Here is a 19,333-nt window from a genome sequence, read left to right on the forward strand (position 1 = left end):
CACAGTGTTCGCCGACAGATGTGCATCGCCCATTAGATCGGGCGCCGCGCGGGCGGCGCTCGATCTCACAGGCGCTGCAACGTTGTCGGCGTACCCTAGACGGCAATCCGCTCAAACCAGCGAGCCTTCGCCGCCGGCAGATGCGGCACCGCATCGAGCAGAGCTCGGGTGTATGCATGACGCGGCTGCCCAAGCACCTGCGCCACCGCCCCGTGTTCCACCACCCTGCCCCCTTGCATCACCAGTACCTGATCACTGACCTGCTCCACCACCCCAAGGTCATGTGAAATGAACAGACACGCCAGGTTCAACTCTGCCTTCAGCTCCGCCAGCAACCCCAGAATCCGCGCCTGCACCGACACATCCAGCGCCGACACCGGCTCATCCAGCACCAGCACCTTGGGTTTCATCGCCAGCGCCCGGGCAATCGCGATACGCTGCCGCTGCCCACCCGACAACTCCAGCGGGCGACGGTCGAGCAGCCCCACCGGCATCTGCACCCGCTCCAGCAACGCAGCCGCCTCGGTACGTCGTAACCCACGCGGTACACCCGCATGAGCCAACGCCTCGGCAAGCACCCTCAGTACCGTGTAGCGCGGGTCAAACGAGGCCAGCGGGTCCTGGAACACCACTTGAATGCCTTGCCGGGCCTGGCGTTGCTGCGCGGCGGAAAGCGCCAGCCAGTCCTGTCCAGCCAAGTGCACACTGCCCTGCTCCGCCCGCTCCAGCCCCAGCAGGATACGGCCCAGAGTGCTCTTGCCAGAACCGGACTCACCGACCACGCCGAGGGTTTGTCCGGCACGCAATTGCAGGGACACGTCGCTCAGCACCTCACGCGGTTGGCCATCCGGCCCGACGAAAGCCTTGTGCAGGCCACGCGCCTCCAGCACCACCGGTTGCTCGTCCACGGTGTCCTCCACCAGCGCCAGCGCCGGCACTGCCGGGCGCTGGAAATGCACCGCCCGCGCCGCGCTCAGCAGGCGTTGGGTATAAGGGTCCTGCGGGTCTTGCAGGATCTGTTCGACACTGCCCTGCTCCACCACCACGCCATGGTGCATTACCGCCACCCGGTCGGCCAGGCGTGCGACCACGGCCAGGTCATGGCAGACCATCAGCAGGCTGTTGTCGCGTGCGCGCAAGTGATCCAGCAGGTCGAGGATCTGCGCCTGCACCGTGGCGTCCAGTGCGGTGGTGGGCTCGTCGGCGATCAGCAGGCGCGGCTGGCAGGCGATGGCCGAGGCAATCAGGGCGCGCTGTCGCAGGCCTCCGGACAGCTGCCACGGATATTGCCGAGCGCGGACTTCGGGCTCTGGCACGCCGACCTGGCGCAGCAGTTCAAGCACACGCAAGCGACGCTGTTCAGCGGCCAGCTTGGTATGCAACAACAACGGTTCCTCAATCTCGGCGCCGACTCGTCGCAGCGGGTCGAGCGAACCCAGCGCATCCTGCATGACGAAGCCGATATGCCCACCGCGCAAGCGCTGCCAGTCCGTCTCATCAAGCCGGCGCAGATCCTTCCCGGCAAACGCCAAGCGCTGCGCCTGCACTTGAGCGCCGGCCCCGGTCAGGCCGACCAGCGTGCGCGCAGTCACGCTCTTGCCCGAGCCCGATTCGCCCACCAGTGCCAGGCACTGCCCGGCGTGCAGTTGCAGGTCGACGCCGTGCACCACCGACACGCCGTTGAAATTCACGCGCAGGTCGCGGATATCCACCAAGGATGCCGGGTGTTGTTCGAAGATGCTCATGGGTTTCTGCCCTCGCTACGGCGCAGCCAGTCGCGGCCGATGACGGTGATGGAAATGACAGTCAGGGTGATCGCCAACGCCGGCCAGGCCATCAGCCAGGGTGCGTTGGCCATGAAGTTGCGCGCCACGGCCATCATCGCGCCCCACTCGGGCGCAGGCGGTGGTGCGCCGAAGCCGAGGAAGCTCAGCGCAGCGGCAGCGGTGATGGCGCCGCCCAGGCCGATGCAGGCCAGGATCAGCACCGGTTGCACGGCGTTGGGCAGCACATGGGCCAGCACCACCGCCGAGCGTTTGCGGCCCAGCGCGACGGCGGCTTCGACGAAACCGGCGTGACGGATGGTCAGGGCCTGGGCTCGGACCAGGCGGGCGTAACGCGGCACTGAAGCGATGCCGACGGCGAGGATCAGGTTGCCGGTGCCCTGGCCGAACAGCGCAATGATGACCAGCGCCAGCAGCAGGTCGGGGAAGGCCAGCAGGACGTCGACGGCACGCATCAGCAGGTTGTCCAGCCAAGCGGGGGCCAGGCCTGCCAGCAGGCCGAGCGAAGTGCCCAGGCCGAGGCCGACCAGGGTGGCTGCCAGGCCGATGTAGAGCGATGGACGGGCGCCGTGGATCAGGCGGCTGAGCACGTCGCGGCCGTTTTCGTCGGTGCCTAGCCAGAAGGTACTGTTTGGTGGGAGATAGGCCAGGCGGGCGTCGGCGCCCAGAGGGTCGGCTGGGGAGAGCCAGCTGGGGAAGGCTACGGCCAGCAGGAGCAGGGCCAGGATGGCCCAGGCCAGCGTAATGCCTGGGCGAACCTGCCAACTGCTGGCCACGGTAGTGGGTGTCAATGCAATCGCGTTCATGTCTGTCCTTCTTTATGTCGCCTGTACCGGCCTCTTCGCGGCTAAAGCCGCTCCCACAAGGACCCCACAGGTTTCAGCAGGGTGGTGATCCTGTGGGAGCGGCTTTAGCCGCGAACAAGGGCGAAGCCCTTGCCATGCGGGCTACGGCGCCGGGTTTGGAATACGCCGATGCACAGCTTGAATTTCGGCCAGCACCTCGTCGCTGAGCTGCACATCCAGCGCACTCAGGTTCTCCTGCAACTGCAGCAGCGTGGTCTGCCCGGTAATCGCACTGGCCACGAACGGCTGGCGGATCACGAACGCTAGGGCCAACTGGGCCGGTGTCAGCCCATGCTCGCGCGCAATCTGCACATAGCGGCCGATGGCACTGTTGGCCTCCTCGCTGCCATAGCGATTGAACGTGCGGTACACCGACGACAGCCGCGAACCCTCCGGCTTTGCGCCGTTCAGGTACTTGCCGGTCAACGCCCCGAACGCCAGCGGCGAGTAAGCCAGCAGGCTGACACCCTCGCGATGGCTGAACTCCGACAGGCCGTTCTCGTACAAGCGGTTGAGCAGGCTGTACGGGTTCTGGATGCTGGCGATACGGGCCAGGCCTTTGTCCTCGCTGTGTCGCAGAAACTGCCCGACACCCCACGGCGTCTCGTTGGACACGCCGACATGGCGCACCTTGCCAGCCTTGACCTGCTCGTCGAGCACCGCCAGGGATTCTTCGATGGCGGCGGTTTCCGGGTGGTCATCGGTATAGGGGTATTCGCGGATACCAAAGAAGTTGCTGGTGCGGTCGGGCCAGTGCAGCTGGTAAAGGTCCAGGTAGTCGGTGTTCAGCCGGCGCAGGCTGCCTTCCAGGGCGGCGACGATATTCTTGCGGTCGTGGTGCGACAGGCCATCGCGGATATGCGCCTGGCCACCAGGGTCACGGGCCGGGCCGGCGATCTTGCTGGCGAGGATGAGCGTGTCGCGGTTGCCTCGGGCTTTGATCCAGTTGCCAAGGTAACGCTCGGTGGTGGTCCAGGTTTCGGCGCGGGTGGGGGTGGGGTACATCTCGGCGGTGTCGATGAAGTTGATGCCGGCGGCGAGGGCGGCGTCCAGTTGCTGGTGGGCGTCCTGTTCGGTGTTCTGGTGGCCCCAGGTCATGGTGCCGAGGCTGAGCAGGCTGACTTGGAGGTCGGTGTGGCCGAGGGGGCGGTAGCGCATTGGTTTTTCCTGATGAATGTGTGTTGGGTTCAAGATCCTGGGGCTGCTTTGCAGCCCTTTCGCGACGCAAGGCCGCTCCTACAAGGGATCGCGGTTTCCTGTAGGAGCGGCCTTGTGTCGCGAAAGGGGCGCAGAGCGCCCCCTAGGCTGCGAACTGGTTATGCGCCTTGGGTAAGCCGAGGTGCTCGCGCAAGGTGGTGCCGGTGTACTCGGTGCGGAACAAGCCGCGCTTCTGCAGCAGCGGCACCACTTCCTCGACGAACACCCGCGCCCCGGACGGGAACATGTCGGGCATGATGTTGAAGCCATCCCCTGCCCCGGCCAGGAACCACTCGGCCAAGGTATCGGCGACCTGCTCCGGGGTGCCGACGGCCAGGCGATGCCCGACCAGGATCCGCCGCGACAGCTGGCGAATGGTCAGGTTCTCGCTGCGCGCCAGGTTCAGCTGGGCTTCCAGAAAACCGTGCGAACCGCGCTCGAAATCCGCCACCGCACCAATTCGCTCCCACGGCAACGGCGCGTCCGGGTCCAGCTCGCGGGCGTCGATGCCGATGCGTCCCGCCACCTGCTGCAGCAAGCCATGCTCGCCATGCCAGGCATTGAGCTCGTCAAAACGTGCATGGGCTTCGGCCTCGGTGCTGCCGATCACGGTCGACAGGCCGGGCATGATCTTCAGGTGCTGCGGGTCACGCCCCCAGGCCTTGGCGCGGGCTTTCATCTCCTGATAGAACGCCTGGCCGTCGGCCAAGGTGGTCTGGGTGGTGAAGATCGCGTCAGCATAGCGTGAGCCGAGTGCCTTGCCGCCTTCGGAGGAACCGGCCTGCACCAGCACCGGCCGCCCCTGGGGCGAGCGCGGCAGGTTCAGCGGGCCCTTGACCTGAAAGTGCTTACCCTGGAAGTCGAGGGTGTGAACCTTGCGCGGGTCGGCGAAGTGACCAGCAGCACGGTCGCCGATGATCGCATCGTCTTCCCAGCTGTCCCACAGCTTCAGGGTCACATCGACGAACTCTTCGGCACGCCCGTAGCGGTCGACATGCAACGGTGCGCCGGCCAGGCCGAAATTCTGCGCCGCAGCGTCACCGGCATTGGTGACCACGTTCCAGGCCGCCCGGCCGCCGCTGATGTGGTCCAGCGAGGCGATGCGCCGGGCCAGGTTGAACGGCTCGTTATAGGTGCTGGAACAAGTGGCGATCACGCCAATGCGCTCGGTGGCGGTGGCCACGGCGGTGAGCAGCACGGTCGGTTCCAGACGCCCGCCGGGTTGCGAAGATACGTCCGGCGGCAGCGCCGGCCCATCTGCGAGGAAGATCGCATCCAGGCAGCCGCGCTCGGAAATGCGCGCAATGTCGCGGTAGTAGTTGACGTCGATATAGGCATCGAGTGCCGCTTCGCCTTGGCGCCAAGCGCCTGAGTGCGAGCCGAAGCCGAGGATGTTCATGCCCAGGCTCATCTGTTTGGTGCTCATGCGGTTCTCCTGATCAGACTGCGCTGGCTTCGTCGCCGCTGCCCTGCCCTTCATTGGCGGCAGCATGTCGGGCGCGCCAGGCCTGGGCCGGGCTGATGCCGTTGAGGTAGTAATCGCCCAGCGCCTGTTCGCGGTAGATCGCCGGGTTGTGCGAGGCCAGGGTGCGAGCATTGCGCCAGTGGCGGTCGAGGCGCCGGGTGTTGCTGGTGGCCGAGGCACCGCCGACCTCGAACAGCAAGGTGCTGGCTTGCAGCACTTGCGGCAGGACAATCTGCTGGGCCTGGAAGGCGTGGATTTCGGCGTCGGTGTACAGCTGTTCGGGCACCTCGCCGTGCTGCCCCGCTTCGAACACCGCCTGCAGGCTCTGGCCCACGGCAGCCACCTGGGCCTCGGCGGCGAAGGCCAGGCTCGACAGCCGACCGATCACCGCGTGCACCAGCGGGTCGGCGGCCGGCTGCGACTGCCCCGGCACGCCAAAGGCGCGGGTGCGACCCTGGACGAAGGCCACGGCATCGGCCAACACTGCACGGCTGATGCCGGCCAGCGTGGCCAGGTGCACCGCCTGGTAGAACGCCGTGAGGTACGACTCAGCGCGCAACTCCCCTTTGGCGAAGCGTCGCAACAGATGCTCAGGCTGCACCTTCACTTGCGTGAACCGTGTGGTACCGCTGCCGGTCAGGCGCTGGCCGAAGCCATCCCAGTCATCGACCCGCTCAACGCCCGGCGCACGGGTCGGTACCGCCAGGCTGACGAGGTCGTCGCCGTGGTTGGCCACCGCTGCGACCCAGTCGGCGTAGAGGGTGCCGGTGCAGTAGTACTTTTCCCCGTCCAGCCGGTAACCGCCCTCACCTTCACTGAGCTGCACGGTATTGCCGGTGCTGTCGGTGCGCTCGGCCATGGCTGCGCCCCACAGCTCACCAGCCACCACGCGGGCGAACCAGTAGTCCTGCGAAGCAGCATCGTTGGACGACAGACGTCCTTCGACAAAGCCGAAGTGGGCGCGGAAAATCTGCGGCAGGTTGGAATCGGCCTGGCCCAGGCGCACCAGCTGGCGCAACAACTGCGGCAAGGTTGCGCCAAGGCCGCCATGGCTGCGTGGCACACGCAGGGCACCGAGGCCGGCCTCGCGCAGCCAGGCCACCGGTTCATGGGCCAGGGCGCGCTGCTGCTCGCGGGCTACTGCGCCTTCGGCGATACGTGTGTAGATCGGCGCTAAGCGCTCATCCAGTTCGGCGTCGGTAATCGGGGTTTGACTCATGACGGTTCCTTTCAAGTGAATTCAGGGGCGTGCGGTGCGCGGGTCGATGGCCTGGCTCGCCAGGTCCACCAGCAGGTTGACCAGCACGTAGAGGGCCGCGGCCAGCAGGGTCACGCCGAGCACCAGCGGCACGTCCTTGGTGGCGGTGGCGTCGAGCATCAGCCGGCCGATGCCCTGGCGGCCGAACAGCAGTTCGAGCACCACGGCACCACCGAGCAGACTGGCAAACACGTAACCGGCGAGGGTCACCAGCGGCACCAGGGCGTGGCGCAAGGCATGGCGCAGGCGCACGGCGGTCTCACCCATGCCGCGGGCGCGGGCCTGGGTGATGAAGGGTTGTTCCAGCACTTGCTCCAGGGACTGGCGCAGCACCTGGGCCAGCACCGCCGCGATCGGCAATGCCAGGGCCAGACTCGGCAGCACCAACGAGCGCCAGCCGCTTGAACCGGACGGCGGCAGCACATGGAAGTAGAAGGCGAAGGCCAGCAACAGCACGGTGCCGATCACGAAGTTGGGGGCCGACGACAGCACCAGTTCGATGCCCGATACCAGCGCACGCAGGCGTCGCCCACGGTTGGCAGTGAGCAGCGCCGAGGCCAGCGCCAGCAGCACCGCCAGCACGGCCGCGCTGCTAGCCAGGGCCAGGGTCGCACCGGCCTGCTCGGCAATCGCCTGGCCGACCGGAATGCGCAGCCGGTACGACTCGCCCAGTTCGCCCTGGGCCAGGCGCAGCAGGTAATGGCCGTACTGCACCCACAAGGGCTGATCGAGGCCATACTCGGCACGCACCTGCGCCAGCAGCGCTTCGCTTGGCATGGCATCCGGGCCGCCCAGAATCGCCAGGGCGGTGTCGCCACCGCTGTGCTGCATGCCGAGGAAGGTCAGGCTGGCTGCCGCCCACAGCACGATCACGCCGTCACGCAGGCGGCGCAGCAAGGTTGCCAGCAGGTTCATGGTTGCTCCTTCGCCAGCCACACGCTGGTGAACAGGGGAACGTTGTGCGAGCCATCGAACAGCACGCCGCCGACTGCGTTGCGATAGGCCAGGAGCATCTGGCTCTCCACCGAGGGCACGGCCGGCACGGTCTCGCCGAGGCGCTGCTGGGCCTGGCGATACAGCGTGCGGCGTTGTGCCGGGTCGGTACTGAACCGGGCTTCACCGAGCAGCTGATCGAGCTGGGCGTCCCGGAAGTGACCGACGTTCTGGCCGATCATCCGGGCGCTGGGAATCGACTGGCTGTGGTAGAGGATGTACAGCCCGTCAGCGGTGTTGGTGTGCCAGTAGCCGCCGCCGAGGGCATCGAAGTTGCCTCGATAGCGCAGCTCCATGACCTTGCTGATCGGCAACAGCTCGATGCGCAGGTCGAAGCCGACCTTGCGCAAGTCAGCCTGAGCCGCCACCGAGACATTGGCCGGGAACGCCGGGTTGTCGTAGGTCAGCAGGGTCGCCCCGAGGCGTTGGCCGTTGCGGGTGCGGTAGCCCTCGGCATCGCGCCCGGTCCAACCGGCGGCATCCAGCAGGCGGCCCGCTTCGGCCGGGTCGAAAGCCAGCGCATCACGCGCGACCGGGTCGTAGCCGGGGGTATTCACGGCAAGAAAGTCACCCTTGGCCAGGTACTCGCCAAAGCCGGAGATCCAGGCCAGGCCGTCGCGGTCGATGGCCTTGGCCACCGCCTGGCGTACCCGCACGTCATCGAAAGGCACGCGCTCGACGTTGAAGGTGATGCTGCGCATCGGGTTGCCCTTGCGGATGCGGTTGCGCAGGGTCAGTTTTGGGTTGCCGCGGATCGCCGTGGCGTTCTGTGCCGGGGCGTCCAGGGCCATGTCGCTGTCGGCGGCTTCCAGCGAGGTGTAGCGAATCATCGCTTCGGGCACGTAGCTCAGTTCGATGCCGTCGAGGTAGGCCTCGCCCTGGTGGTTGATCGCCGCAGGTGCCCAGTCGTAGCCCGGGCGGCGGGAGAAGCTGGCGCGCTGGTCACGCACCCAAACCGTCAGCACGAACGGCCCGGTGCCGATCGGCTGGCTGGCAATGGTCGCGGGCGCCTCGAGGATCTGCCGTGGCGAAATCATCCCCAGCCAGGCTTGCGACAGCACATCGAGAAACGGTGCATAGGGCGCGCGCAAGGTGGCCTCGAAGGTGAATTGGTCGACCACCCTGCCCTGCAGGTACGGCGCGATGTAGGCAGCCGCCAGCGGCGACTTGGTTTTCGGGTCGCGCATGTGTTCGAAGTTGACCCGTACCGCTTCTGCGTCGAAGCGCTCGCCGTCGCTGAAGGTGACGTCGTCGCGCAGGTGGAAGGTGTAGGTCAGGCCGTCGGCGCTGATCTCCCAGCTTTTCGCCAGCCACGGCGTGAGGGTGCCGTCATCGGCCTGGTAGACCAGGCAATCGAACAGGATGCGGCCCATCCACTGCATGTTGCCGTTGGACAGTGCGTGGATATCGAAACTGCCAGCGTCGGTTGCTGCCGACACGCGCAAGGTGCCGCCGCGCTGCCCGGCCTGCTGTTCGACGAAGTCGCTGGCCGGGTAGCGCATCACGCCATTCACTTCGCCGACGGCTTCGCCCTTGAGGGTATTGGGGGTTTGCGGGGGCGTGGCGGGTGAACAGGCGGCAATTAACAGCGCACTCGCCAACAGGCATGTATTGAATATTCGGGAATTTGGCTGCACAGCAGGCTCTTTATATAGACGGCTACATAAAGGTCTTTTGCAGTTGTCGTGCCAGCCTGCTTCCCTCGTATTTACTGGACGCCAGCAACTTTCCAGACACGCCAACCAGACAAACTGCCCACCTGCTGTTGGACTGCAGACAGTCAGGCCATGCAAGGCCCTGTGGGAGCGGGTTTACCCGCGAATGCGGTGGTGACCATTCCAGAGCATTCGCGGGTAAACCCGCTCCCACAGGGTTCGCCGTTTGATTTGGATATTTGTATATAACCCGCACTGTTTCAAATACAACACAACCACAACAAAACTTGCTGATTCATTCATCTACAGACACTGAATCACTTGGCAAAGCCTCAACTTCCGGCCTTTTGCCAGCTGGCACAGAAACTGCTCTTACCGATGTCGACAGGCCTGACTATTCCCATAGAACGCCGAGGACCCAAGATGACTTTCAAGGAATACAACGATGCGTGCGATTCATCCCCATCCATTGCGCGTGGCCATCGCGGCCACGGCCCTGCTGGCCCCGGTCACGGTACTGGCCGCTGACCAGACCCTTGGCACGGTAACCGTGCAGGCCGCAAAGCAGACTGAAGTGCAACAGGCCGCCAGCGCCCTCGCCGAAGTCCCCGGCGGCACCAGCGTGGTCGACAGCGAAGAGGTTGCCAAAGGTCGTACCGCCACCCTGCAGGACACCCTGGCTTACCAGCCCGGGGTGTTCGTGCAGTCAACCGGCGGCAACGACGCAGCGAAAATCTCGATCCGCGGCTCCGGCGCCAACACCTCGCCCGGTTACTTCCGCGAAGGCATCAAGTTCCTGTTCGACGGCCTGCCGCTGACCGGCCCCGGCGGCACCCCCTACGAATTCCTCAACGCCAGCGGCGTCAACTACACCGAGATCCTGCGCGGGGCCAACGCCTTCCAGTACGGTGCGCTGACCCTCGGTGGCGCGGTCAACTTCGTCAACCACAGCGGCTACAGCGCCCCCGGCCTGCGCGTGCGTGCCGAGGCCGGCAGCTACCATTACCAGAAGCAGAGCATCAGCTACGGCGGTGTCGAAGGTGACCTGGACTACTACCTGCAGGCCGACAACTACCGCAACGACGGTTACCGCGACTACAGCCTGTCGAAAAGCTCCGGCATCGTCGCCAACGCCGGCTACCGCTTCAACCCGAAGCTGGAAACCCGCCTGCTGCTGCGCTACCGCGACGAAACCCACAACGACCCCAGCGCCACCACCCTCGACAATGCCCTGCACCATCCGCGCCGGGCCAGCGCCACTGCCGAAAGTAGCGGCGCCGGTGCGCGCCGACCAGGCAGCATCTGGGTCGGCAGCAAGACCATCTACACCTTCGACGACGATGCGCGGCTGACCTTCGGCCTGTCGTACCACGACTACCGCCACACCAACAGCCCGCGCAGCCCGAGCAACCCCAGCTACTGGGACTGGCACGACCTCGGCCTGCTGCTGGGCTACGACCGCATCGACTATTTGTTCGGCCATGAGAGCCGCAGCAATATCGCCTTCACCTCGACCCAGCACCTGCGCGGTGGGGTCGATTCGGCCAACGGCAACAAGGTGTCGCTCAAGCAGGTCAACTACAAGGACTCGTTCGACCGGGTGATCGCCCTGGGCAACGACATCAACCTGGTCGACAACCTGTGGCTCACCAGTGGAGTGTCGTTCATCAACGTGCGGCGCAAGGTCAACATCGACTACGCGGTGAACCCCAACACCACCACCTTTCCGCAGCACGTCGACTATGACAACTGGAGCGTCGCCCCGCGTATCGGCCTGCGCTACGAGTTCAGCCCAGACCTGCAGGTGTTCACCAACTTCAGCCGCAGTATCGACCCGCCTGCCTCATGGGAATACTCCGGTTCCGGACCGACCCTGCCGTACATTCGCCCGCTGGTGGAACAGAAGGCCAACACCTTCGAGGTCGGTATCAAGGGTTCGCACGGCATCTTCGACGGCAGCCTGGCGCTGTACCGCTCGTGGATTCACGACGAGCTGCTGAACGTGCAGCTCATCCCCGCCACCTCCACTGCGGCGGCAGTTACCGGTGCGTTCAACGCCTCGCCCACCATCCACCAGGGCGTCGAGGCCGGGCTCAACACGCGCCTGTGGGACAACCCCCAAGGCGATCTGGTGCGCTGGCGCCAATCGTACACCTACAACGATTTCTACTACCGGCATGACGACACCTTCGGCGACAACCAGCTGCCGGGCGTGCCCAAGCACATCTACCAGGGTGAATTGCAGTACCAGGACCACAGCGGCTGGTACACCGGTGTCAACGTGCAATCGGCATCGCGCACGGCGGTGGACTATGCCAACAGCCTGTACGCGCCGTCGTACACGATCTGGGGGGCTAACCTGGGGTATGAGGCGCCGAAGGGCAACTGGAAGGTGTCGCTGGACCTGAAGAACTTGGCGAACAAGGCTTACGTGACGGCGGTGACGCCGGTGTACAACGCGCGCGGGCTGGATACGGCATCGTTCTGGCCGGGGGATGGGATCGGGGCGTATGTAGGGATCGAAGTCAGGTACTGAAATCGGTTATTCCTGTGCCGGCCTCTTCGCGGGGCAAGCCCGCTCCTATGGGTACGACGCGGTCCCTGTAGGAGCGGGCTTGCCCCGCGAAGAGGCCGGTACAGGCTTACGCCGTGCGGGGCATCAAGTCATAAGGGTGCTTCCACCCCGGCACCGCCTGAATCCGCTGCTTCCACGCCTCGATATGGCTGAACTCGGTCAACACGATCCCGGTATCCTCCGGCATGAACACATACCCCGCCAGCGACAGATCGGCGATGGTCAAGCGCCCGCCAATCATGAACGGCGTTTTCGCCAGGTGCGCATCGACAATCCGGTATGCCGCCGTGGCCCGCTCGCGCAAGAAGCCGGTTACATCGGTCTCACCGGTCTTCTTCAGGCACAGCAGGAACCGCAGCGCCGCGTAGTAGCTGGTGAACTTGTGGTTGTCGAACAGCATCCAGCGCCAGATCTCGCGTTTCTCGTCATCATCACGCGGGCCGAACTGGCCGGTGCGCTCGGCAAGGTACTCGAGAATCAGCGCCGACTGGGTGAGCCGTTGCCCGGCGTGTTCCAGCACGGGCACTTCGCCCTGCTCGTTGACCTCGTCGCGCCATTGCGGGTCGCGGGTCTGGCCGTTGAAGAAATCGACGAACACCGGTTGCCAGTCCTGGCCAGTGAGTTCGAGCATCAGCGCAGCTTTGTAGGCGTTGCCGGATTCGGCGAAGCAATGCAGCGTGTATTCGGGCATGGGCGGACCTTCAGTTTCCTTTGAATGATCGGTTCGGGCGTTCACGGCAAACCCGCGAAGCGGCTCGCACAGATTACACAAAAATATGCTTAGCTTGCCCGATCAACCCGCCCAGGAAGGCCTGTAATGCCCTACTCCGATCTGCCCCGTACCTTGTCCACGCCCCGTACCCTGGTGGTCCGCCCCGCGCCAGCGTTCGCCCAGCAACTGCGGCAGGCACTGCTCGACAGCTACGCGCTGCACCAGCCGTTCCTGGCCTGGGCCAAGCCCGACTGGACCTTGAAGGAAGTGCAGGAAACGCTGCAACTGAGCGCCGAGGAGTTTCTCGACCCGGCCAAGGAAAAGCGCTATTTCGTGCTCGCCGCAGACAGCGGGGATGTCATCGGCTGCATCGGCCTGCGCCCGGGCATTGACGAGTACGAAGTGGGCTATTGGGCGAACCAGGCCAGCAGCGGCCAGGGCCTGATGCGCGAGGCGCTGACCTGCCTGCTGGACGCCGTCGATGCCCCGGTGTGGCTGACCACCGACATCGACAACCTCGCCAGCCAGCGCCTGGCCGAACATGCCGGGTTCGTCGCGGCCGGCAGCCACTTGACCGAGACTGATCCCAGTACCCCACGGCCCCTGTACCGCCGCGAACCTGCCGGGCGCGGGTGAGCCCGAACATCCCACCACCCGTCCCTCCCGTTATATGCCCGCCGCCAACCCCGATGCGATAGTGGAGAAAACAACACGGATAAAATCCCATGTACAGAAACACCTCTACCCCCGCGGACGACAACGGTTGCGGCTGGTTCCACCTCAGCCCCAAGCGCCAGCCACGCGCCGCGCACCGGGGGCGGAGCGAGGCGCGCTGGGTGGTGCTCGGTGCGGGCTTCACCGGCCTTGCCGCGGCGCGGCAACTGGCGCTTCACCACCCTGACGACGAGATCATCCTGGTCGAAGCCCAGGAGGTCGGCTTCGGCGCCTCGGGGCGCAACTCCGGCTTTGCCATCGACCTGCCCCACGACATCGGCGCCCCCGACTACATCGGCGACCTGGCCACCGCGCGGATGAACCTCAAGCTCAACCTGCGCGCCCAGTCGATATTGCGCGGGCTGATCAACCAGCACGGCATCGACTGCCAGTTCCGCCCGGACGGCAAGTACCAGGCGGCGGTCGAGGACAAGGGGCTGGCGGTGCTCGAAGCCTACCGCAGCGGCCTCGAAAAGCTCGGCCAACCCTATGAAATGATCGACACCCGCGACCTGCCCGAGCACTTCGGCACTGCCTTCTACCGCAAGGCGCTGTACACCCCCGGCACCCAGTTGCTGCAGCCCGCCGCGCTGGCCAAGGGCCTGGCCGAAAGCCTGCCCGCCAACGTCACGCTGTACGAAGGCACCACCATCACCCGCCTCGAACAGGGCCGGCGCATTACCCTCAAGCATGCCCACGGCGAGATCGTCGCCGGCCAGCTGCTGCTGACCAACAACGCCTTCGCCTCGTACTTCGGCTTCCTGCCGGGCCGGCTGCTGCCGATCTTCACCTACGCCAGCATGACCCGTGCGCTCACCGAAGATGAGCAGGCGCGCCTGGGTGGCAAGGCGACCTGGGGCATCATCCCCGCCGACCCGTTCGGCAGCACCCTGCGGCGCACCCCGGACCAGCGCCTGCTGGTGCGCAACAGTTTCAGTTTCAACGCCAACGGTCGCGCCCAGCAGCGCTACCTGGACCGCGCCGGGCGCCAGCATCGCGAGTCATTCGAGCGGCGCTTCCCGATGCTCTCGGGCCTGCCGTTCGAGTTCACCTGGGGCGGCTCGATGTGCCTGTCGCGCAACCACCTGTCGCACTTCGGCACCTTGGCGCCAAACGTGCACGCAGCGCTCTGCTGCAACGGCCTGGGCATCACTCGTGGCACCGCCACCGGCACGCTGCTGGCCGACTGGCTGAGCGGCGAGCGTGATGAGCTGATCGACTTCCTGCTCGGCTCCGACGGCCCCAACCGTAACCCGCCGGAACCGCTGCTGAGCGTGGGGGTCAACCTGAACCTGCACTGGGGCCAGCGCCGTGCCGGCCTGGAAAGCTGACAAGGAGGCAACATGCATAGCCTGGGTATTCTCGGGGTCGGCGAGCTGACCGAAAAAGTGGTGGTCGGCCTGCGCCGCAGTGGTTTCGAGGGCGCACTCTACCTGTCGCCACGTAACGCCCAGCGGGCCGAGGTGCTTGCCGTGGAACAGGGGTGTGAGGTGCTGCCGAGCAACCAGGCTGTGGTCGATCAGGCTGACCTGGTGATCCTCGGCGTGCGCCCGGAATCGCTGGCCCAGCTGGCCGGCGAAGTGCGTCTGCGCGCCGGCCAGCGCCTGATATCGCTGGCGGCCGGGGTCAGCCTGGAACTGCTGGCCACGGCCTTCCCGGGCGCGCATTGCGTACGGGTGATGCTGTCGTATGCGGCGCAGTACAACCAGTCCACCGTGGTGGTATGCCCGGCGGATGCACTGACCGAACAGTGCCTGGGGCCGCTGGGCAACCTGGTGGTGGTGCAGGATGAGCCGGCATTCGAGCTGGCCACGGTGGCGGCGTGCATGAATGGCTGGTTCTATTTCCTGTTGCATGACTTGCAGCAGTGGCTGACCGACAAGGGGCTGCCGGCAGCTGAGGCCCGGGCGCTGGTGCTGGGTAATATGCAGGATTGTGTGACCAGTGCGCAGCATCAGCCGGAGTACACCCTGAAGGCGTTGGGGCAGGCGATTGCCACGCCTGGGACCTTTACGGCCGATGGCCTGGCGGTGTTGATGCATCAGCCGGTGAGTGCCAACTGGGGGGCGGCTTGCGAGGTGGTGCTGGATGCCTTGCTGACCCGGTCGGGGTTGCCTGGGCGGCATTGAGGTAGAACAGCTACGAGGCAGGCTCGGTCGGTGTAGGTGCGGCCTTGTGTCGCGAAAGGGCTGCGCAGCAGCCCCAGCTTTCAGCTTCTGCACAAAGAATGCCGGGGCTGCTTTGCAGCCCCTCTCGAGACACAAGGCCGCTCCTACAAAGACCGCGTCAACCTTTCAGAGCTGTCGATACACCCGAGCAGTATCCTCTTCGAAGTGCTTCAGTTCTTGCTGGCGCCGCGCCTCCGTCCAGCCCATCGCCGCCGCCGCACGGTGTGACAACTGCTCCACCCGCTCGCGCCCCAGGTCCGGGTCCAGCCCGCATGGCAAACGCCGGCGCACCAGGTCCACCAACCGCACCACATGTTCACGGGCAACGATACGGGCAATGTCCTCGCCCTGGATGTGCTCGCGTTCGATCATGCCCCTGGGCGCCTTGCCTCGCTTGCCCAGGCGTGCCTCTACGCCACGGGCGATCACCCGCGCGGCATGCCGGTGAAGCATGATGGTCGAGCCGGTCAGGGTCAGCAGGTCGGGCTTGCCGGCCGCCTCGCTAAGGCGCACCGGCAAATAGGTGCTGCGGCCATCCAGGGTCGAGGTCGGGCGCACGCCGCACCAGCAGTGCTGCACATCGGCGCGGGTCAGTTGCAGGTCGGGGAACAGGTGATTGGCTTCGGCGAGGATGTACTCGATCTCGCCGTCCTCGACGCGCACCGTGTCCGGGTCGTCGGTGAAGTGCGACTCGGTCGGGCCGATGAAGTGGAATTCACGCCAGGGGAACACGTAGTAAGGCTCGCCCTTGCTGGAGAACGCTTCCAGGCCCTGGCCACGGTAGGCCTCAGGCAGCCGCACCATGACATTGACGCCCTTGATACCGAGCACCCGCGGGCCACTGTCGGCCGCACCGGCAACGCTGTCGACCCAGGGCCCGGCGGCGTTGACCACCACCTTGGCAGTGACGTGCGCCCGGCCGAACGCCTCGGGGGCCTGCTCGTCCAGGGTCAGTTGCCACTGGCCCTCGCTGCGCTGCAGCTGGCTCACGCGGGTATAGGTGCGCACCGTCGCGCCGCGCCATTGCGCGTCCAGCGCGGTGTCGACGCAAATCCGCTCGGGCCAGGCGTACATGTATTCCTCGAACACCCCCACCCCACGCAATGGCCCGCCCAGGCCGGCAGCCATGGCACTGTCGTCGGCCGCCTGCTGCGCCGACTGGCGCCGATAAGCCAGAGGTACCTTCCAGCCGCCGAGCGCCTCGACCAGGCGAAAGCCCATGTCCACCAGCCATGGCGGGTAGCGGTCGCCCTTGCGGAACGGATAGTGGAAGCGGTGCCTGGTCAGGTGCCCGGGCATGTCCTTGACCAGCTCGGCGCGGCAGCGCATGACCTCGCGGGTGTAGCGCAGGCGCTGCCACATGTCGAGCGGGCGAAACGGGATCTGCCACAGCGGATACCGCGCGGCCAGGTAGCCCAGGCCCGAATAAAGCATGCGGCTGGAGCGCGACGAGGTGCCGGCACCTATGTCGCCACGGTCGACCAGCAAGGTACGGAAGTTACGCGCAGCCAACTGCCGGGCGGCGGCACAGCCGACCGCACCGGCGCCGATGACCACCACGTCGTAGTGGTCGCCGTCGAGGGATTCCAGGGGAGGACGGATCATGAGTTCGGTTCCAGATTCTTGTGATTGTTCTGCAGCGAAAAACCAAGCCACCTGCACACAGTAGAAAAGCCCCCACCCTCCCCTCTAGAACATCCAGGACAACTTGCATAAGCCCTGAGCAAGCCCCGCCAGCGCATCCCATGACTCGTCCCAGCCGTTATATGGAGCCCTGCGAAGCCGGTGCCATAGTGCCGCGACGCTGATGCGTGAATAACAACAAGAGGTAAGTTGAATGACCACATCCAAACGCTCTGTCGAAGATGCTCCGCTGAATGCCTTCCACCGCAAACTGACCGTCTACTCTGCAGGCGGGCCGTTCCTCGATGGCTATGTGCTGAGCATCATCGGCGTAGCCATGCTGCAGATCACCAACGCCTTGCAGCTGTCAGCCTTCTGGGAAGGGCTGATCGCGGCCTCGGCACTGATCGGGGTGTTTCTTGGCGGTTTCATCGGTGGCTGGTTCACCGATAAATACGGGCGCAAGGTGCTGTACCTGGTGGACCTGATCGCCATCGTCGGATTCTCGGTGGCGCAGTTCTGGGTCGAGTCGGCCTGGGCGCTGTTCGCCTGGCGCTTGCTGATCGGTGTCGCGGTCGGTGCCGACTATCCGATCGCCACGTCGCTGCTGGCCGAGTTCCTCCCACGCAAGCAGCGCGGCCCGCTGCTGGCAGCGATGGTGCTGATGTGGTTTGCCGGCGCTGCCGTCGCCTACGTGGTCGGCGAGCTGCTGCTGCGTGTGGGCGGTGACGACGGCTGGCGCTGGGTGCTGGCCAGTGCGCTGGTGCCGGGGGCACTGTTCCTGATTGCCCGCAGCGGCACGCCGGAATCGCCACGCTGGTTGCTGAGCAAGGGCCGCAAGGCCGAAGCCGACGCGGTCATCAAGAAAGTCTACGGCCCGGACTACTCGATTGCCGACCTGCCCGAGCAGAGCAGCGGCAAACCGGTGTCGCTGTGGTCGCTGTTCCACTCCGGCTATGGCAAGCGCATGGCCTTCGTCACTCTGTTCTGGACCTGCGCCATCGTGCCGCTGTTCGCCATCTATGCCTTCGCCCCCAAGGTGCTGCAGGCGCTGAAGCTGACTGGCGACTGGGCCGCCTACGGCTCGATCGCCATCACCTTCCTGTTCACCCTCGGCTGCCTGCTGGCTACCCTGCTGATCAACCGCCTGGGCCGACGCAAAATGCTGATCCACAGCTTCCTCTGGTCGGGTATGTCCCTGATGCTGCTGGGCGTGTTTCCCGACGCTTCGCCAACCACCGTGCTGGTGCTGTTCGGCGCCTATGCGGTGCTGATCGGCGGTGCCCAGGTGCTGGAATACGTGTACCCCAACGAACTGTTCCCGACCGAGATCCGCGCCTCGGCGGTGGGCCTGGCCACGTCGCTGTCGCGTATTGGCGCCGCCGTGGGCACCTACCTGGTACCGATATCCCTGGCCAGTTATGGCGTGGCCAACACCATGTTCGCCGCTGCGCTGATCTCGCTGTTCGGTGCGCTGATCTCCTGGTGGCTGGCCCCCGAGACCAGCAAGCTCGACCTGCAGCAAGCCGCTGCCCTCGGCGGGCAAGCCGCATCGGCTTCGCCAACCTACAAATCTGTCGCTCGTAAAGCCTGAAGGAACCCGTCATGAGCCAAGTCCTTACCGTTGTCCGCAATGCCCCTGCCTCGCTGCTCGGCGAGCCGGCCCCTGCCCGCCTGCCGATCGGCGAACCGATCGCCCATGCGGCCTCCGCCCAGGACCAGACCGATGAAGCGGTGGGTGCCAGCATCGGCGTGTGGGAAAGCAGCCCGGGCGTGTTCCGTCGCTTCCTCAAGAACCGCGAGTTCAGCCATATCGTCAGCGGCCGCTGCACCTTCACCCCTGATGGTGGCGAACCGGTGGAACTGCGTGCCGGCGATGCGGTGCTGTTCCCGGAAAACTGCGAGGGCGTGTGGCATATCCACGAAACCCTGCGCAAGACCTACGTGCTGTTCTGAGGAGTCGGCAGATGATCGAACGGATCAACTCTGGCCCACGGGCCAGCCAGATGGTGCTGGTGGATGGGCGCATCGAGACCTCGGGGATCGTTGCGCTGCAAGCGGGTGATATCGCTGCGCAGACGCGTTGCGTGCTGGCGCAGCTGGAGCAGTGGCTGGCGCTGATCGGGGCTGGCAAGCAAAACCTCACGCGCGTGCAGATCTGGCTGGCCGACATGGGCGATTTTGCGGCGATGAACGAGGTGTATGACGCCTGGGTGGGAAGCCAGCCGCCAGTGCGGGCTTGCGTGGGGGCCGCGTTGGCGGCGCCTGATTACCGCATCGAGATTCAGGCCTTCGGGCAGCATTGATATCGCATTCGCCCGCTGACCGGCACATCTCCTGTAGG

16 protein-coding genes are annotated in these 19,333 nt (G+C 65.6%); 7 read left to right on the top strand and 9 right to left on the bottom strand.

Going from position 1 to position 19,333, the window contains the following annotated elements; translation table 11 throughout:
* Nucleotides 1-95: 95 nt before the first annotated feature.
* The 7 genes from ACLEJU_RS24770 to ACLEJU_RS24800 all read right to left on the bottom strand — a co-directional run bounded on the left by ACLEJU_RS24770 (nucleotide 96) and on the right by ACLEJU_RS24800 (nucleotide 9,179).
* A complete protein-coding gene (locus ACLEJU_RS24770) occupies nucleotides 96-1,745 on the bottom strand; it encodes a dipeptide ABC transporter ATP-binding protein (protein WP_435425463.1) in 1,650 nt (549 codons plus the stop codon).
* On the bottom strand, nucleotides 1,742-2,590 hold the full coding sequence (locus ACLEJU_RS24775; RefSeq protein ID WP_435425462.1) for an ABC transporter permease: 849 nt from the start codon (nucleotides 2,588-2,590) through the stop codon (nucleotides 1,742-1,744). The genes ACLEJU_RS24770 and ACLEJU_RS24775 overlap by 4 nt, the downstream gene beginning before the upstream one ends.
* Before the next feature lie 141 nt (nucleotides 2,591-2,731).
* Entirely contained in the window at nucleotides 2,732-3,787 is a 1,056-nt protein-coding gene (locus tag ACLEJU_RS24780) for an NADP(H)-dependent aldo-keto reductase (RefSeq protein WP_435425461.1), read from the bottom strand.
* 142 nt (nucleotides 3,788-3,929) lie between these two features.
* Nucleotides 3,930-5,252, bottom strand: a complete 1,323-nt coding sequence (locus ACLEJU_RS24785) for an LLM class flavin-dependent oxidoreductase (RefSeq protein WP_435425460.1) — start codon at nucleotides 5,250-5,252, stop codon at nucleotides 3,930-3,932.
* Between the two features lie 13 nt (nucleotides 5,253-5,265).
* Nucleotides 5,266-6,510: an acyl-CoA dehydrogenase family protein gene (locus ACLEJU_RS24790; protein WP_435425459.1), complete on the bottom strand. Its 1,245-nt coding sequence runs from the start codon at nucleotides 6,508-6,510 to the stop codon at nucleotides 5,266-5,268.
* 21 nt (nucleotides 6,511-6,531) lie between these two features.
* Nucleotides 6,532-7,464, bottom strand: coding sequence for an ABC transporter permease (locus tag ACLEJU_RS24795; protein WP_435425458.1), 933 nt, complete (start codon nucleotides 7,462-7,464; stop codon nucleotides 6,532-6,534).
* Complete coding sequence (locus tag ACLEJU_RS24800; protein ID WP_435425457.1) at nucleotides 7,461-9,179, bottom strand: ABC transporter substrate-binding protein; 1,719 nt, start codon at nucleotides 9,177-9,179, stop codon at nucleotides 7,461-7,463. Before ACLEJU_RS24800 ends, ACLEJU_RS24795 begins: the two co-directional genes overlap by 4 nt.
* 463 nt (nucleotides 9,180-9,642) lie before the next feature.
* Here ACLEJU_RS24800 and ACLEJU_RS24805 point away from each other — a divergent pair, with 463 nt between their 5' ends.
* A complete protein-coding gene (locus ACLEJU_RS24805; RefSeq protein ID WP_435425456.1) occupies nucleotides 9,643-11,733 on the top strand; it encodes a TonB-dependent receptor family protein in 2,091 nt (696 codons plus the stop codon).
* Between the two features lie 106 nt (nucleotides 11,734-11,839).
* Here ACLEJU_RS24805 and ACLEJU_RS24810 read toward each other — a convergent pair whose 3' ends face one another.
* Nucleotides 11,840-12,463: a glutathione S-transferase family protein gene (locus ACLEJU_RS24810; protein WP_435424713.1), complete on the bottom strand. Its 624-nt coding sequence runs from the start codon at nucleotides 12,461-12,463 to the stop codon at nucleotides 11,840-11,842.
* Between the two features lie 126 nt (nucleotides 12,464-12,589).
* Here ACLEJU_RS24810 and ACLEJU_RS24815 point away from each other — a divergent pair, with 126 nt between their 5' ends.
* The 3 genes from ACLEJU_RS24815 to ACLEJU_RS24825 all read left to right on the top strand — a co-directional run bounded on the left by ACLEJU_RS24815 (nucleotide 12,590) and on the right by ACLEJU_RS24825 (nucleotide 15,327).
* Nucleotides 12,590-13,120, top strand: coding sequence for a GNAT family N-acetyltransferase (locus ACLEJU_RS24815; protein ID WP_435424712.1), 531 nt, complete (start codon nucleotides 12,590-12,592; stop codon nucleotides 13,118-13,120).
* Between the two features lie 89 nt (nucleotides 13,121-13,209).
* Nucleotides 13,210-14,529 carry an NAD(P)/FAD-dependent oxidoreductase gene (locus ACLEJU_RS24820; RefSeq protein WP_435424711.1) on the top strand — a complete coding sequence of 440 codons (1,320 nt, stop codon included), beginning with the start codon at nucleotides 13,210-13,212 and terminating at the stop codon, nucleotides 14,527-14,529.
* Nucleotides 14,530-14,541: 12 nt separating this feature from the next.
* Nucleotides 14,542-15,327, top strand: a complete 786-nt coding sequence (locus ACLEJU_RS24825) for an NAD(P)-binding domain-containing protein (protein ID WP_435424710.1) — start codon at nucleotides 14,542-14,544, stop codon at nucleotides 15,325-15,327.
* A 165-nt stretch (nucleotides 15,328-15,492) separates the two neighbouring features.
* On the opposite strand, the gene ACLEJU_RS24830 is transcribed toward ACLEJU_RS24825, so the two are convergent.
* Nucleotides 15,493-16,971 carry an FAD-dependent oxidoreductase gene (locus tag ACLEJU_RS24830; protein WP_435424709.1) on the bottom strand — a complete coding sequence of 493 codons (1,479 nt, stop codon included), beginning with the start codon at nucleotides 16,969-16,971 and terminating at the stop codon, nucleotides 15,493-15,495.
* A gap of 232 nt (nucleotides 16,972-17,203) precedes the next feature.
* Here ACLEJU_RS24830 and ACLEJU_RS24835 point away from each other — a divergent pair, with 232 nt between their 5' ends.
* Genes ACLEJU_RS24835 through ACLEJU_RS24845 form a run of 3 tightly spaced genes read left to right on the top strand, consistent with a single transcriptional unit; the run spans nucleotide 17,204 to nucleotide 19,295 of the window.
* Nucleotides 17,204-18,583: an MFS transporter gene (locus tag ACLEJU_RS24835; protein WP_435424708.1), complete on the top strand. Its 1,380-nt coding sequence runs from the start codon at nucleotides 17,204-17,206 to the stop codon at nucleotides 18,581-18,583.
* Between the two features lie 11 nt (nucleotides 18,584-18,594).
* Entirely contained in the window at nucleotides 18,595-18,945 is a 351-nt protein-coding gene (locus ACLEJU_RS24840) for a cupin domain-containing protein (RefSeq protein WP_110638145.1), read from the top strand.
* A gap of 11 nt (nucleotides 18,946-18,956) precedes the next feature.
* Complete coding sequence (locus ACLEJU_RS24845) at nucleotides 18,957-19,295, top strand: RidA family protein (protein ID WP_435424707.1); 339 nt, start codon at nucleotides 18,957-18,959, stop codon at nucleotides 19,293-19,295.
* Nucleotides 19,296-19,333 lie beyond the last annotated feature (38 nt).

The sequence above is a fragment of the Pseudomonas sp. SMN11 genome (genome assembly GCF_052041945.1).
Taxonomy (GTDB): Bacteria; Pseudomonadota; Gammaproteobacteria; order Pseudomonadales; family Pseudomonadaceae; genus Aquipseudomonas.